This window comes from Nitrospira sp. (assembly GCA_024760525.1).
In the GTDB taxonomy this organism is placed as follows: Bacteria; Nitrospirota; Nitrospiria; order Nitrospirales; family Nitrospiraceae; genus Nitrospira_D.
Genome location: CP060499.1, coordinates 2851156 through 2864427 on the forward strand (window position 1 = coordinate 2851156; position 13272 = coordinate 2864427).

Sequence of the window (13272 nt, forward strand, 5' to 3'; positions counted from 1 at the left end):
GGCGCCATGGCCAAGGACCGTGTGCATGCTCCGGCCTTCGTCATCACAGAACACGATCATGTGGAGGGAGATAGTGCGGCTCGGGTCACGCTCGTGGAATACGGCGACTTCGAATGCCCCTATAGCCGGCAAGCGATCACGACGATTCAGGCACTGCAGCGTGAGTTCGGTCACGATCTCCAATTCGTGTTCCGGCACTTTCCGCTGGCACACAAGCATCCTCATGCCGTACAGGCCGCCGAGGCCGCGGAAGCAGCCGCCGCACAAGGGAAGTTTTGGCCGATGTATGCCATGTTGTTTGCTCACCAATGGGAACTTGAATACAGCGATCTGATGAGGTACGCGGGTCAGCTTGAACTCGATAGAACTCGATTCGGCGAAGCCCTACGGCAACATCGCTATCTCGACCGCGTGCGCACGGACGCGGCCTCGGGTCATCAGCACGAAGTGACGGGAACGCCGACGTTTTTTGTCAACGGCCATCGGCAGGATGGAGCGGACGACGTGCAGGCGTTGTCGGTCGCCATCCGCGAAGCGCTCGGTGCGTCGGCCTAACGCCATGGAACAGGCGCTCGAATTTCTGCTTTCTCACATCGAGCTCGTGGTGTTCCTGACCGTCCTCGCCGAGCAGATCGGTTTTCCAATCCCCGCCATCCCGGTTTTGCTCGCCGCCGGAGCCGTCGCAGCGGACGGGCAAGCGCATCTCGCCGTGCTGACCGGCCTGTCGGTCGCCGCGTGCCTGCTGGGCGATATGGTCTGGTTCGAACTGGGCCTCCATCGGGGGCGGCAAACCCTCAGCCTGTTGTGCCGAATTGCGCTTGAGCCTGACGCCTGTGTCAGACGCACGGAGAATCTCTTTGTCAGGCACGGGATCCGCGCGCTGATCGTGGCCAAGTTCATCCCGGGGTTGAGCACTCTCGCGCCCGCACTGGCCGGCCTCTTCAAAGTTTCGATCGGACGATTTTTGCTCTTTAACGGAGCCGGATCGCTGCTCTGGAGCTTTCTCTTTCTTTCTCTCGGTTATGCCCTCAGCGAACAGATCACCTACGTGGCCGAGCAGGTGATGCGGCTCGGGGAAACAGCGGGACTCCTGCTGGCTATAAGCCTCGGCGGATATGTGCTCTATAAATATCTCCACCGGCAAAAACTGCTGCGGGAACTGCGAGTGGCTCGCATCAGCCCAGCCGAGCTCAAGCAACTCATGGACGATGGCCATCCGTTATCCGTCGTGGATTTGCGAGGCATCGAGGACCATGTAGCCGACCCCTATACCATCCCGGGCGCCTTGCGCATCTCCGCCGAAGAGCTCGAGCAACGCCATGACGACATCCCACGGGACCGGGACGTCATTTTGTTCTGCGCCTGTCCAAACGAAGCGACGTCCGCGAGGATGGCATTGATGCTGAGACGAAAAGGGGTGACCCGTGTCCGGCCGCTCGTGGGCGGCATCGACGCCTGGCGTGAGTTGGCCTATCCACTCGAGATGGACAATTCCAGAGTCGGCATCGTGGTGACTGCGGAAATACAAACCTGATCAGATTGTTCCGCCAATGGTTTTGCCTCATCGCTGTAACGTCCGCGTCCCGTCACCCGCGAGGCTCTTCCTTATCGGACTCTCACCTCACTTCTCCTGGATCACGGATTCATCGATAACCTCAATGCGCGCTCACCTTTTGTCACGCCCCTGTAACATCGGCGTAATTCGCGTTTAACGCCAGAATGTCATTGTGGCGCCTTCACAAGGAGGTCACACCATGACGTTGTCGGAAGACGATGGACGGCCAATTTATCCTGCCGATCTTCCTGTGACTCAGGCCCTTCGCGCGACACGTCGCTCTCCAAGCTGGAAGTTGTTTGACGGGTGGCGCCCACGACGTAAGAATCGGCAGGCCGGCTTGCTCGGCAGCGGAACGAGGAGAGGACAAGCGTTGTTAAAGAGATTGGCGCAACGAGAGGGCACCGAACTGGCGAGAAAACGTTAGCCGGCGCGTTCGGCTCTCAGCCTTGCACTGCGTTCCATTGAGGCAGTGTGTGTTCCAATGAGGCAACGCATGAGTAAAAACGCGTTGCCTCACTTGGAGAACACAGGATAAAGGCCTCTCCTGCTCCACCTACCGGCAGTCTTGTAACGAAATGCCAAAAGGGCTGAAGCTGAGTTAGGCAATCGGTCTTGGCTCTTCCCTTCCGGAATGTAACTGCGCCGCTCGGGTAAGCAGTTGCTTCTGCAGCGCCTCGATATCGGCTTTGGCTCCCAGCGCCAGTTCTTCAACCTTCCGTTCACTTTCCGGGCCCGGCACATGGGAGAATTCATGGCTGTCTTCGTACGCCTGTTCCGTCGTGCCGGTCGCTCTGATCAATGCGCCGGTAATGAACCCTCCGATCAACGCAATGACAAGGGTAAGCGCAATACCGGTCAGTTGTACACCGGCGACGCCGGGAACAACGAAGATCGCCGTGAGTCCACCCAGGAGCCCCGGCATCCCATGTAGATTGTGCACGCCGCAAGTGTCCACAAGCTTGATCTTCGATTCCAGCATGGGCTGAATGAACACATACCCGATGACCGACAGGGTACCGGCGCAGACACCGATGGTGAACGCCCCTCCGGCGCCTACGAGATTGCAGGTCGAGCCGATGGACACCCCGCCCGCCAACGCGGCGTTGGCCATATCCACCATCGAGGTTTTCCCTTTATGGAAATAGGTGCTCAGAAAATACGTGGCAAGCGTCGCCCCGCTCAGGGCCAGGATCGTATTCACGATGGTTTGCGGCATTTGCTCGAACGGGACGATCGCCGTCGCAAAACTCGGCCAGAACAACCACAGCACCATTGACCCGAGCATGCCAAAACGATCGGACGTGGGATCGGACTCGATCGGCTGGCTCCGCTGTTGGGCGGTCGTGATGACCAGAGAGGCAGCTAATCCGAAGTACGCACCGAACGCGTGGATGACGATCGATCCCGCGGAATCTTGAAACCCTTTCGTAAGCCCCGAGCCATTGTCCAACACCAGGTACTCATTCAGCGCATAGATGGGCACCAGGAGCAGCGCGAGTATCGCATACTGAAACACACGCAGTCTTCCCAGCACAGCCCCCATTGCAATCAGAGCGGTCGCTACGGAAAATTCGGCCAGCATCAGCGTTTCCACTGAATGCGCCTTCAACCCATGCCCGACTAGACCGTTGGCCCGTAGAAACATATACAGCGGCAATCCGGTCGCCACGACCAGATAGGTGCCCGTTGTCGCCCCGAATCCATACCTCCGGACGAACACCATGAGAAATCCGAATCCGACCACCAACATGGCCAGGATATGGATGGAGTAGTTGTACTGTGCGACCAGACGCGCTTCATTGATTCCGCCCGCGGGCTCTTCGGCGCCGACCCAGCCGGTGAGACACAAGAGAAACAGACTTGCTGCGCTCAGCACCTTCAAACAGAAGCTGTTCTGCATTGAGTCCTCCTTGGACAATGGAGTAATAGGGGGCTATTGGGGTGGCAGTGTACCCCACTTGCAAGCGCCCTTGTCAAACCCAACCAAAGGTTTGTTCGACCGGCTCCTTCATCCGAACAATCGTATCAATCAGTGGGAAGAGGCGACGAAGTGACTGATAAATCAAAGGAGAAGCCCATTCCAGCGGGGAGCGGCGGCGTGCGATAAAAGGTCACTCGCTGGTGTGTGAACCCATGTTCGTGAGGTCCAGGTCTTGCGCTTCGCTCTCTCCCGATGCGCCCTGGTGGCAGCTCTGCGCCGTGCCGCTGGTCCTCGGCGGCATTCTGGGAGTTACGACCCGCTATGGGCTGATGGGAAAATCCGAGGGACGACGCCGCCGGATTCGTGCTGCTAAGAATAAGAGTGGACTGGGCATCACGACGCTGAAAAGATCGTCGTTTGACGGTCGGCTCTCGATCGTATACTCTATCGTCACCCATCTGAAGGAGAGTCTCATGAAATTCATTACGGTTCGAGATTTGCGCGGGCGTTCCGGACAAGTCTGGATCAAGCTCGCTCAGGAGCGAGAAGTCGTTTTGACATCGAATGGAAAACCCATCGCTATTCTCTCGGCAGTATCGGAGGACACCTTGGAAGAATCCCTGACAGCCGTTAGGCGCGCGAGAGCGGTGGCTGCGGTGGAAAAGATGCAGCGGCAGTCGGTCCAAGCCGGTACAAATAGCCTTTCCCCCAGGGAGATCGCCTCTGAGATCAAAGCAGTACGGAAAGCCCGTCACCGGTGAAGGTGGTGGTGGACACGAACGTTTTGGTCGCAGGGCTCCTCTCTCCGTTTGGTCCGCCCGGCGAGATTGTCCGGATGATCGCCTCGGGCACCTTGCAGTTATGTTTCGACGCGAGAATCCTCACGGAATATGGCGAGGTCCTCGCCAGACCGAAGTTTCGGTTCAGCGCCGGACACGCTCATGCTTTGCTGGAACAAATCGTACTGGAGGGATTCAGCGTTGCAGGCGATCCCTTGCCGACCAGACTGCCGGATCCGAGCGATGAACCCTTCTTAGAATCAGCCGTGGCCGGCAAAGCCGACTGTCTGATCACGGGAAACACAAAGCACTTTCCTCCGGCGCGACGCCAGGGGATGACCGTACGCTCGCCACGCGAATTCCTCGACTATTACCGGAAGCGATCGACGCATCGGACACGCGAAAGATAAAAATGCAGAAGCACGGCACACGCTGTTCTGCGGATGGCTTGGGAATCGTCACCGACGAGTGTGAACTGCGCCGCCGAACTCAGTCGTCAAAGATCAATCGCGGGACTCGATAACGAGAATGCGGCAGTTCGCGCGAGATCCGCCATCTCTATTGCTTACCGTTTTTTTCTCGCTGCCAGGTGTCCGGAACGCACCTGACAGGCCAAGACGTCGCAGATCACCCGCGTGGCCATGAGACTCGTGATCTCAGCGGCGTCGTAGGGTGGTGAACATTCCACGATCTCCATCCCGGCCAGCGGCTTCGCGTCCGCGATAATTTGGAGGAACCTCAACACTTCGCGAGGCAAAAATCCCCCCGGCTCCGGCCAGCCTGTTCCGGGGACAAAGGCCGCATCCAAGCAATCCACGTCGAAACTGAGCCAGACGGCATCGACCCCATCCCATGCCACCTCAAGCGCCTGTTTGGCGGCGTTCTCGATGCCCATCTCCACGCAATCCGTGACGGTCATAATGCTCGTTTGGCGTTCACGGCCACTCTTCACGCCAGGCCTCGGCGACTGCCAGCCGCCGATCCCGATCTGGACGAGATTCTTTGCCGGCACGTTGGGGATATTCGTCGCGTGAAACCAAGGCGTCGTATGCATGCGCTCATCGAGATCGGTATCCTGCGTGTCCACATGCCGGTCGAAATGGATGATGCCGAGCTTCTTGCCGTTCAGATGCTGGGCCACTCCCCTCACCGTCGCGAAGCCCAACGAATGGTCCCCTCCCAACACCACGGGAAACGCACCGCTGGCATAGACATGGCCGACCCCTTTGCTGACTTGGTCGAATGTCTTTTCGATGTTGGCGGGGATAGTGAAGACGTCGCCGAGATCGCACATGGACATCGATTCCCGCAGATCCACGCCGAGTTCGAAGCTATAGGTACCGTACAACGCCGAGATCTTGCGGATACCCTGAGGGCCGAACCGGGTGCCGGAGCGGTAGGTCGTGCCGCCGTCGAACGGCGCGCCGAGAATGGCGACATCGTACTCGCCGCACTTCCGAACATCTTCCACATATGGCGACTTCACGAACGTGTTGATTCCGGCAAAATGCGGAAGCTCACCACGGCTGAAGGTGGGAATCCGTCGATCGACGATCGAATCGGCGGCGGGGAGACCCAATTGAAGGCCGCGCGCTATTTCCTCTTCGTGTTTGGTGGTCGGAAGCAGTGCTTCCGCCTCGACGGCATACTTTGCCTCAGGACCATATCGATCATGAAGGGGAACTTCGCCGCGATACTTTCGCTCCTTCGCCATGAAGATACCTCCTTGCTGAGATGTTCCACACAAACAGAATGGACAGAATACCGATTTACACGGTGGAAATCAGCAACGAATTGCGCGTCCCCAGCGTGAGGACCATTCATCGCATGACGAGGATGACGTCTCATCCAGCGGACCATCATCACGGCCTCCCGTCGATAGACCTCCCGCGCTGCTTTCAACCAGCGAGGCGATGACACACCGCTTTTTACAGCCCGCTAGACAGCAGTGCTGTCCCGAGTATAATGACAACAGTTCATGTGTATGATCAGACTCCCGGCGTTGCTCCTCAGCCTCATGTTGTCATCCCTCTATCCAACTTCCTCATGGGCTGAAGCGGGTTATGAGGAGAGCCTCAAACAGTTGGCGGAAGGGGTGACGGAAAAAGCCGCCAAAGCCAAAAAGCAGCGGCTCGCAATTCTCGACTTTACCGATTCTGCCGGAGAGCCCTCTCCGATAGGGCGGTTCATTGCCGAGGAGCTCGGGACACAGATCATGGTGGGCGGGGAGTTGACGGTGGTTGACCGCACGCTCACATACTCGACATTGAAAAAGCAGAACGTGGATCATTTCGACTCGGCTGATGCGAAAGGCGTACGGCGCGCAGCCAAAGCGATACGCGCCGACGTGTTCGTCAAAGGTGTGGCGATCGAGACTCCCCACGGCCTGCAGGTCTCCGTGAAGCTCATCAATCCGTCGAACGCCCAGCCGGTCGGCGCTGCACGCGGAACAATGCCGAAATCCGGCCCTCTGAGTACGTTCTTCAAGAAGGACGAACCGGCACCACAACCGGTCGTGATCATCGAAAGTCCGAAAGAACCGGCGCCGCCGGTCGGTCTGGGAACGCACCGGAACGAGCACTACGAGTTGGTCGTGACGTCGATCGAGAAACAGGATGGACGAACGAAGGTGGACTTCACTATAGAAAACCATTCCCCGCGCGATCTGAAACTGCTCTGTCACTTGCAGGACACACTGTTGAAAGACGATCATGGAACGGCCTGGCATCAGGGCGTCGAGGAGAATCGGGAAGGGCTCTGTACACGGGGTCTCGAACTCTTTTCTCGCCGAAAAGAACGGGCCGTGCTCACGTTCACCGGCTCTCCGCATGTTTCGGTCGCTCGGTTCACGTTGCACTTCCACGAGAAGTTGCCGAGACGGGACGCTTCCTTCGTGATCGATGGGCTAAAAGTCGGATCATCGCCGGAGCCGGCGCAAGCTGTACCGTAGAGGGTGTATGTCGAACACGTTGAAACAAGTGCTGACCATTGCCGGTTCGGACTCCGGCGGAGGAGCGGGAATCCAGGCCGACATCAAGGCCATGTCCGCCAACGGCGTCTTCGCCATGTCGGTGATTACGGCCATCACGGCTCAGAACACCGAAGAAGTGACGGACGTCTTCGAGCTGCCGTCCGCGATCATCGCGGCTCAGATCGACGCGATCTTCGACGATTTCGAGGTCGCCGCCGTGAAGACCGGGATGTTGTCTTCTGCTGCCGTCGTCGACGTCATCGTGAAAATGCTGACACCCCAACACGTGACCAATCTGGTCGTGGATCCGGTGATGATTTCCAAGAGCGGCCATCCTCTGTTGCGACCGGATGCGGTCGAGGCCGTCAAAACGACACTGCTTCCGCTCGCCTTGGTCGTGACCCCGAATGTCCATGAGGCGCAACAACTGTCTGGGATCGAGATTACCTCCTTGGCGGACGCCCGGCGAGCGGCCAAGGTGATTCATGGCTTCGGGTGCAAGCATGTGCTGATCAAAGGCGGTCATCTCCTCAACGAACGGGCTACCGATCTGCTCTATGACGGGAGATTTTTCAACGTCCTGAAGGGGGAGTTCATTGAGACCCGGCATACACATGGCACAGGGTGTACGTTCGCCTCCGCATTGGCCGCTCATCTTGCCCAAGGGCGGTCCGTCTTAGATGCAGCGCAGGCCGCGAAGTCGTACGTCACCGAGGCGATCCGGCATGGATTAGCGATCGGCCACGGTCAGGGCCCGACCGATCATTTCTATTTCCTGGAGCGATAAGTTCAGGACGATGTTCGCACGAAGCTATCATCCCCTTACGTTTTGCTTCATCGGTTTTGGCTGGCTGGTGCTTGCTTCGATCCTCGGCCTGGCGATGCTGGTCGGGCTGGTGGGAGGCACTCCCCTGCCGCAATGGGTGCGGGCGCTCCACGTCCACGCAGTGCTGGTGGGCGGGGTGGCCCAGATCATGCTCGGCGGGTTTCTCTTGCTCATCCCGCCGCCACACTCAGTCGATCGAAGAGAGTCGGCCTTCCGCCCCTTTACCCTCTGGGCCATGAACGGCGGTGTAATCGGAATGCTCGTCGGTTTCTGGCTGCGTCAAGACATCGTCGTGGGCGGCGCAGGATTCGTCGTCATCGCCGCATTCCTGTCCGTCATACACACGATCTGGGGCCGGGTGCGCGATTCGTGGACTGCTTCATTCGGAGACTCATGGTACTACACACTCTCCCTCCTCGCCCTCGTCGGTGGATCGGCTTTCGGGGAAATCGCCGCGTATGGGCTCATGCCGGAATCCTACGGTTATGTGCGGCTCGCGCATATTCATCTTGCTGTGCTCGGCTTTGTGGTCTTGGCCATTGTCGGGATGATGCACCGCATCCTATCGACGGTGTGGAATACTCCGTTCGTGAGACCCGGACTCGCACAGCCGGTCATGGTCACGATGGCGATCGGTGTGACTGTTTTGATCGGCGGATTTCTGAACTCGTCCGTCTTTGTTGAAATGGCCGGCGGCGGCATCCTTTTCATAGGAGGAGCGCTTCTCATCGGTGACTTGTTCAGTGCATGGCGGTCTTCAACCCATACGAGCAACGCCGCATCGGACCATCTTTTGATCAGTGGGTTTTTTCTCCTGTTCACCATCATGCTGGGTGTGCTTGTCGGAGCCAATAACCTATCCAGCCCCCAGACGTTGCCCTACGGCAAACTGCACTTGGTCGCCTATACACATATGACATTCGTCGGCTTCGTCGTGAACGCCGTCATGGGCGCCTTCTCTTACCTCGTTCCCGCTACCTTGGCGGCCCATCGCGTCTCTAACAGCAAAAAACGCGGCCCTTATTTTGACCGCCTTACCGCCATTATGAACCGATGGAGAACCGTTCAAATCGCCGCGCTTTCTTTAGGAACCATGGGGCTCGGCATCCTGGCGGCGCTTGCCTGGAACGTGCCTCTGACCTCCGTCTACATTCGAACTGCGCTTTGGACTTGTCTCGGCCTCATCTTGACCAGCATCCTGATCTTCTCGGTTAAACTGACCGCGGCCGTGGCCAAACAACCAGAGGCTCTCGTCACCCCGCACATTTCTCCCGAGGAACTCAAACTCACAGCCTAACCATTCAGATCCGCCGACCTTCCCCCTGACCATTCAAGCCGACTCTGATACAATCGCCCCGTGGAAGAACGATTTTCATTTCCCGGTCCTCACGGACATCGGGTCGCGTCCATCTTGACCGAGTTGAGCGGCGGGACCGATAGAATCGCCATCTTGTGTCACGGATTCTTGTCGTCGAAGTCCAGCTCGACAAATAACGCGCTGACCCGACTGCTCATCGGCCAGGGTATCGCCACCCTCCGCTTTGACTTTTTCGGTCAAGCGGAAAGCGAGGGCTCATTCGATCAGATCACCGTCACCCTGGCGGTCCAACAAGCGCACGCAGCCGTGGACCTCATGAGACAGAGGGGATATCACCGCATCGCCCTGATGGGATCCAGCTTCGGCGGCCTTGTCTCGATTCTGGCGGCTTCACAGCGGACAGACTTGGCTTGCCTTGCCCTCAAATGTCCTGTCGTCGATTTTGCGGAAGAGCTACGGCTGGAGTTCGGAGAGGAAGGAATGGCGCAATGGAAGACGACCGACACGATCCCCAACATTATGGGAGGTCCTGATGCGATCAAGCTTCGCTACGACTTTTATGAAGACTGCCTCCGGCAGATAGCCTACGATCCCGCGCAATCCATCACCGCTCCGACCGTCATCGTGCAGGGTGACCACGATGAACATGTCCCCCTGCACCAAAGCCGCCGGCTCTATGAGGCGCTCCGGGTCAAAAAGCACCTTGAGATGCTGCCGGGAGCGGACCATCAGTTTACGAAAGGCGAAGACTTCAAACGGATGACGAATGTAATAGCTGACTGGTTGAACAGCTATCTCACCGGATAGGAGATCGGGATGCTGAAGCCAGCCGACTGGAGTACAAATCTTCCGTGAGATCATACCGTGATGATCTGACCTTCCTCTAGAAACGCCACCCGCTGGATACCCAGCCGGCTAATTTGCTCTTCAATCTGGCTACGAAATTCGGGCTTCATGTGATAGGCATAGATGGGCAGGTCGGGACGCTCAAGTTTTTGAAACTCTTTCAGGAACAGCGAGGGAGTGAGGTGTTTGGATTTTTTTGCTAATTCCCCCAGTTCGTCAGGGAAAGATGATTCAAGGAAGGCGGCCTTGAGTTCGGGGATCATTCTGCCCAAGCTCCAAATCTCCTCCGTCTGATAGGTATCACCGCTATAGAGCAGGGCAGCTCCCCGGTCCTTCACGACATATCCCACGGTGGGAACTGTATGGTTGACCGGAACGGGAGTGACTTCGAGATGGTCCAGCATGACCGGTTTTCCGGGGTGGAGAACTTGTGCTTGCAAGACCGGATGTTCTCGACGTGGCAGCTTGAAAAAATTCGGATAGACCTGGTCGTTAAACACATGGTCGATCAGCCCTTGAATCACCGGCTCTGTGGCCATCACGATGACAGGAGCGACGAACTCTTCGGCTAGATTGTCGACCAGTAGCGGAAGGCCCTTGATATGATCAAAATGAAGGTGGCTGAGGAGCACGAACCGGATACGTCGCTGTTCCTCCAACGTGAGCCGCGTTCCGATCGTTCCGGCATCCAGGAGCACGGAATCATCGATAAGAAACCCGCAACTCTCCTGGCGAACCGGCCCCTCTAGTGCGTCCACGAAACAATCCGCCCCGTGGCAACCCAACACACGTATCTTCATATAATACCCCGATTATTTGAAGGGGGGTGCTCCACCCTAAAGCCGCACCATACCATGGTGAGCTTCTCTCCGTCAGTTACCGGTCGATTCTCTTGAAACCATGCCGGCGAGCGTCCCTACCTACCAACTTCGGTAGCTCTATGTTAGTGGTTGCAAATGTATCTAAATGGGTCTAATGTCCGCCACTCTAGGGCCATAATTCCCAGGCCATTCTGCCTCCCTTACAGTATTTTTCTCATGCTGGTTGACGACCTGATTCGCGGAGTTGTTCTTCCAATGGACCAAGCAGCATCTGAAGATCAAGCGGTGCTTTGACGCCTGAAAGGTTAGGCCGCAGGCGTAAGAAAGAGAATCGTTTTCCGCGAAACGAGTTTTCTAACCTGGGAGGGCCCTATGAAGTATCTCCGGTGGGTTGGGTTGATGACGAGCCTGCTGATCGTCGGAGCCATTGGAGAACTGATGACGCCCCTGCCTTCGGAAGCACTGACAGTGACGATCGATGGGACGACTGTTCAAATTACTACAACATCAGCGGCTTGTACCTCGGGCTATAACCTCTGTTCGTTTATTCCTCCCGGTCGATACGGTAACTGGACCGTGGGGGACGTCTCTTCCACGAACAAGGCCAGAATAATGATCGGCGACAACAGCGCCGCGAACAGTCTCGACCTGCTGAAATTGACCGGAATCACCTTCACGCCGGTGGTAACGGCAGGCACGAAGACCACCACGGTCGTCGTCACGCATACGTACAATGCCGGTGGAGGGAACCCACAGGGCGACTATTCTTGGGGCTACGGGATGGCCGGGTATTTCGATCCCCCTTCAACTGAGAGTATGGTGGGCAATAGGCTGCAACAAACCGGTCGGGGAAACTTCGCCGGCACGAATGTTACTCTGGGGTTGGGGCTTGATACCGGTGTGTTGGCAACCCCCTCAACCAACAATCTTAATGGCAGTGTCACGAGAACTCGGGCGGCAACCGTGGTCCGGGCAAATTGCAATACGGGCAGCGGCAGGTGCGCTCCGACGATCACGCAGACGTTCACCATCACCGTTGCAGGAGCAGACAAGTTGGTTTTGACCGACAGTGTGATTGGAGCGGGTGGAACCTGCCGGCCAGTTGATCAGGTGATACCAATTCCACCGCACCTGTATAAACTGATGCTCAAGCTGGACCCTCATGCGCCGAACGATATCAATCAGCTGAGCGCGTGGCTGGCCAAGATGGGCCAAAAGTATCTCAAAAATAAGCAAGCCAAGGCTTTGTTGGCCTACCTGATAGCTGAACTGGACAAGTGGTTGGCCAAGACCGTTCCAGGGACCTGTCCTGAGATTCAGGAGGAGCTTAACGCGGTCATAGAAGACGACGTGGAGGCGGAATTGGCGGCTGCAGAAGCAGCCGGTGCCGTGCCCGCGGAGCCTGGCGGCACGATCACGATCACGAAGAATACGGGCCAAGAGACGAGCGATACCTTTACGTTCGCTATCAGCGGACCTTCTTCATCGACCCAGACAATCTCCATGGACGATTCAAGTTCGCAGGCAATCGTCGTCACGGTAGAACCAGGAACCTACACCATCACTGAAAACCCGCTGTCCGGATGGACTTTGACCAGCTCTTCGTGCGGGGAAGAGGGACCCACAACGGGTGTTGTGGTCGAGGTGGGTGGCAATGTAGATTGCACCTTCGATAACAATGCCGGGGCGATATACAACGGTCATGAGTATCGTGTGATCAACCAAACTGGCGTGACTTGGAATGAGGCACGGGCGCAAGCCCAAGGCCTGGGTATTGGCTGGAATTTGGCCACAATCACTTCGCAAGGGGAACAGGAGTTCATCCAAAGCCTGTTACCACCTAACCCTAGAGACATTCCTGGCACGCTTGATTACTGGATCGCAGGGGAACAACCAAGCGGGTCGCAGGAGCCCGGCGGCACCTGGCGGTGGACCACTAACAGCTTCGTCTTTTATAACAACGGCGTCACATCTGGAGGGTATGCGAATTGGGGAACTGCCTCCACAGGTCCGGACAATGAGCCGAACAACCTCGGCGGTAACGAGAACCATGTGACCATGGATAATCGCTACGGGTGGGGCTGGAATGACCTCAACGGAGACGGAGGAACTCACGGCTTTGTGGCTAAAAGACCGATTTCGCCGTGAGATCTTCATGACTCATATTCACTTCATGCACTCTTTCAAGTAAGAAGTATCAGACGGTTTCTCTCTGTATCGGGGAGCAGTGGA

At 57.2% G+C, this 13272-nt stretch carries 13 protein-coding genes; 10 read left to right on the forward strand and 3 right to left on the reverse strand.

The window, feature by feature from the left end; genetic code table 11:
- Positions 1 to 6: 6 nt before the first annotated feature.
- The 3 genes from H8K04_13375 to H8K04_13385 all read left to right on the forward strand — a co-directional run bounded on the left by H8K04_13375 (position 7) and on the right by H8K04_13385 (position 1982).
- Entirely contained in the window at positions 7 to 555 is a 549-nt protein-coding gene (locus H8K04_13375; GenBank protein ID UVT14824.1) for a thioredoxin domain-containing protein, read from the forward strand.
- A 4-nt stretch (positions 556 to 559) separates the two neighbouring features.
- Positions 560 to 1534 carry a VTT domain-containing protein gene (locus H8K04_13380; GenBank protein UVT17977.1) on the forward strand — a complete coding sequence of 325 codons (975 nt, stop codon included), beginning with the start codon at positions 560 to 562 and terminating at the stop codon, positions 1532 to 1534.
- Positions 1535 to 1754: 220 nt separating this feature from the next.
- Positions 1755 to 1982 (forward strand): hypothetical protein, encoded by a 228-nt coding sequence (locus H8K04_13385; protein UVT14825.1) that lies wholly within the window; start codon positions 1755 to 1757, stop codon positions 1980 to 1982.
- 174 nt (positions 1983 to 2156) lie between these two features.
- Here the strand turns inward: H8K04_13385 and H8K04_13390 are convergent, their stop codons facing one another.
- On the reverse strand, positions 2157 to 3458 hold the full coding sequence (locus H8K04_13390; GenBank protein ID UVT14826.1) for an ammonium transporter: 1302 nt from the start codon (positions 3456 to 3458) through the stop codon (positions 2157 to 2159).
- 494 nt (positions 3459 to 3952) lie between these two features.
- Between H8K04_13390 and H8K04_13395 the strand changes: the two genes are divergently transcribed.
- Positions 3953 to 4240, forward strand: coding sequence for a type II toxin-antitoxin system Phd/YefM family antitoxin (locus H8K04_13395; GenBank protein ID UVT17978.1), 288 nt, complete (start codon positions 3953 to 3955; stop codon positions 4238 to 4240).
- Positions 4237 to 4668, forward strand: a complete 432-nt coding sequence (locus tag H8K04_13400) for a putative toxin-antitoxin system toxin component, PIN family (protein UVT14827.1) — start codon at positions 4237 to 4239, stop codon at positions 4666 to 4668. Before H8K04_13395 ends, H8K04_13400 begins: the two co-directional genes overlap by 4 nt.
- Positions 4669 to 4823: 155 nt before the next feature.
- Here the strand turns inward: H8K04_13400 and H8K04_13405 are convergent, their stop codons facing one another.
- The gene (locus H8K04_13405; GenBank protein UVT14828.1) at positions 4824 to 5972 is read right to left on the reverse strand and encodes an agmatinase family protein; all 1149 of its coding nucleotides are present in this window, start codon (positions 5970 to 5972) and stop codon (positions 4824 to 4826) included.
- A 270-nt stretch (positions 5973 to 6242) separates the two neighbouring features.
- Between H8K04_13405 and H8K04_13410 the strand changes: the two genes are divergently transcribed.
- The 4 genes from H8K04_13410 to H8K04_13425 are packed head-to-tail and all read left to right on the forward strand — an operon-like array spanning position 6243 to position 10180.
- Complete coding sequence (locus tag H8K04_13410; protein ID UVT14829.1) at positions 6243 to 7208, forward strand: hypothetical protein; 966 nt, start codon at positions 6243 to 6245, stop codon at positions 7206 to 7208.
- 7 nt (positions 7209 to 7215) lie between these two features.
- Complete coding sequence (thiD, locus tag H8K04_13415) at positions 7216 to 8016, forward strand: bifunctional hydroxymethylpyrimidine kinase/phosphomethylpyrimidine kinase (protein UVT14830.1); 801 nt, start codon at positions 7216 to 7218, stop codon at positions 8014 to 8016.
- A gap of 10 nt (positions 8017 to 8026) precedes the next feature.
- Positions 8027 to 9352, forward strand: a complete 1326-nt coding sequence (locus tag H8K04_13420; GenBank protein ID UVT14831.1) for a hypothetical protein — start codon at positions 8027 to 8029, stop codon at positions 9350 to 9352.
- Positions 9353 to 9412: 60 nt separating this feature from the next.
- Positions 9413 to 10180 carry an alpha/beta fold hydrolase gene (locus H8K04_13425; protein UVT14832.1) on the forward strand — a complete coding sequence of 256 codons (768 nt, stop codon included), beginning with the start codon at positions 9413 to 9415 and terminating at the stop codon, positions 10178 to 10180.
- Positions 10181 to 10230: 50 nt separating this feature from the next.
- Here the strand turns inward: H8K04_13425 and H8K04_13430 are convergent, their stop codons facing one another.
- Entirely contained in the window at positions 10231 to 11019 is a 789-nt protein-coding gene (locus H8K04_13430; protein UVT14833.1) for a 3',5'-cyclic-nucleotide phosphodiesterase, read from the reverse strand.
- A gap of 393 nt (positions 11020 to 11412) precedes the next feature.
- Here H8K04_13430 and H8K04_13435 point away from each other — a divergent pair, with 393 nt between their 5' ends.
- Complete coding sequence (locus H8K04_13435; GenBank protein ID UVT14834.1) at positions 11413 to 13188, forward strand: C-type lectin domain-containing protein; 1776 nt, start codon at positions 11413 to 11415, stop codon at positions 13186 to 13188.
- The last annotated feature ends 84 nt before the right edge of the window (positions 13189 to 13272 follow it).

What these genes read in the sequence shown, in the direction of transcription:
- H8K04_13405 (UVT14828.1), bottom strand. Translation starts at nt 5,972, where the DNA reads ATGGCGAAGGAGCGAAAGTATCGCGGCGAAGTTCCCCTTCATGATCGA.
- H8K04_13420 (UVT14831.1), top strand. Translation starts at nt 8,027, where the DNA reads ATGTTCGCACGAAGCTATCATCCCCTTACGTTTTGCTTCATCGGTTTT.
- H8K04_13380 (UVT17977.1), top strand. Translation starts at nt 560, where the DNA reads ATGGAACAGGCGCTCGAATTTCTGCTTTCTCACATCGAGCTCGTGGTG.
- H8K04_13430 (UVT14833.1), bottom strand. Translation starts at nt 11,019, where the DNA reads ATGAAGATACGTGTGTTGGGTTGCCACGGGGCGGATTGTTTCGTGGAC.
- H8K04_13435 (UVT14834.1), top strand. Translation starts at nt 11,413, where the DNA reads ATGAAGTATCTCCGGTGGGTTGGGTTGATGACGAGCCTGCTGATCGTC.
- H8K04_13390 (UVT14826.1), bottom strand. Translation starts at nt 3,458, where the DNA reads ATGCAGAACAGCTTCTGTTTGAAGGTGCTGAGCGCAGCAAGTCTGTTT.
- H8K04_13395 (UVT17978.1), top strand. Translation starts at nt 3,953, where the DNA reads ATGAAATTCATTACGGTTCGAGATTTGCGCGGGCGTTCCGGACAAGTC.
- H8K04_13410 (UVT14829.1), top strand. Translation starts at nt 6,243, where the DNA reads ATGATCAGACTCCCGGCGTTGCTCCTCAGCCTCATGTTGTCATCCCTC.
- H8K04_13385 (UVT14825.1), top strand. Translation starts at nt 1,755, where the DNA reads ATGACGTTGTCGGAAGACGATGGACGGCCAATTTATCCTGCCGATCTT.
- H8K04_13375 (UVT14824.1), top strand. Translation starts at nt 7, where the DNA reads ATGGCCAAGGACCGTGTGCATGCTCCGGCCTTCGTCATCACAGAACAC.
- thiD (UVT14830.1), top strand. Translation starts at nt 7,216, where the DNA reads ATGTCGAACACGTTGAAACAAGTGCTGACCATTGCCGGTTCGGACTCC.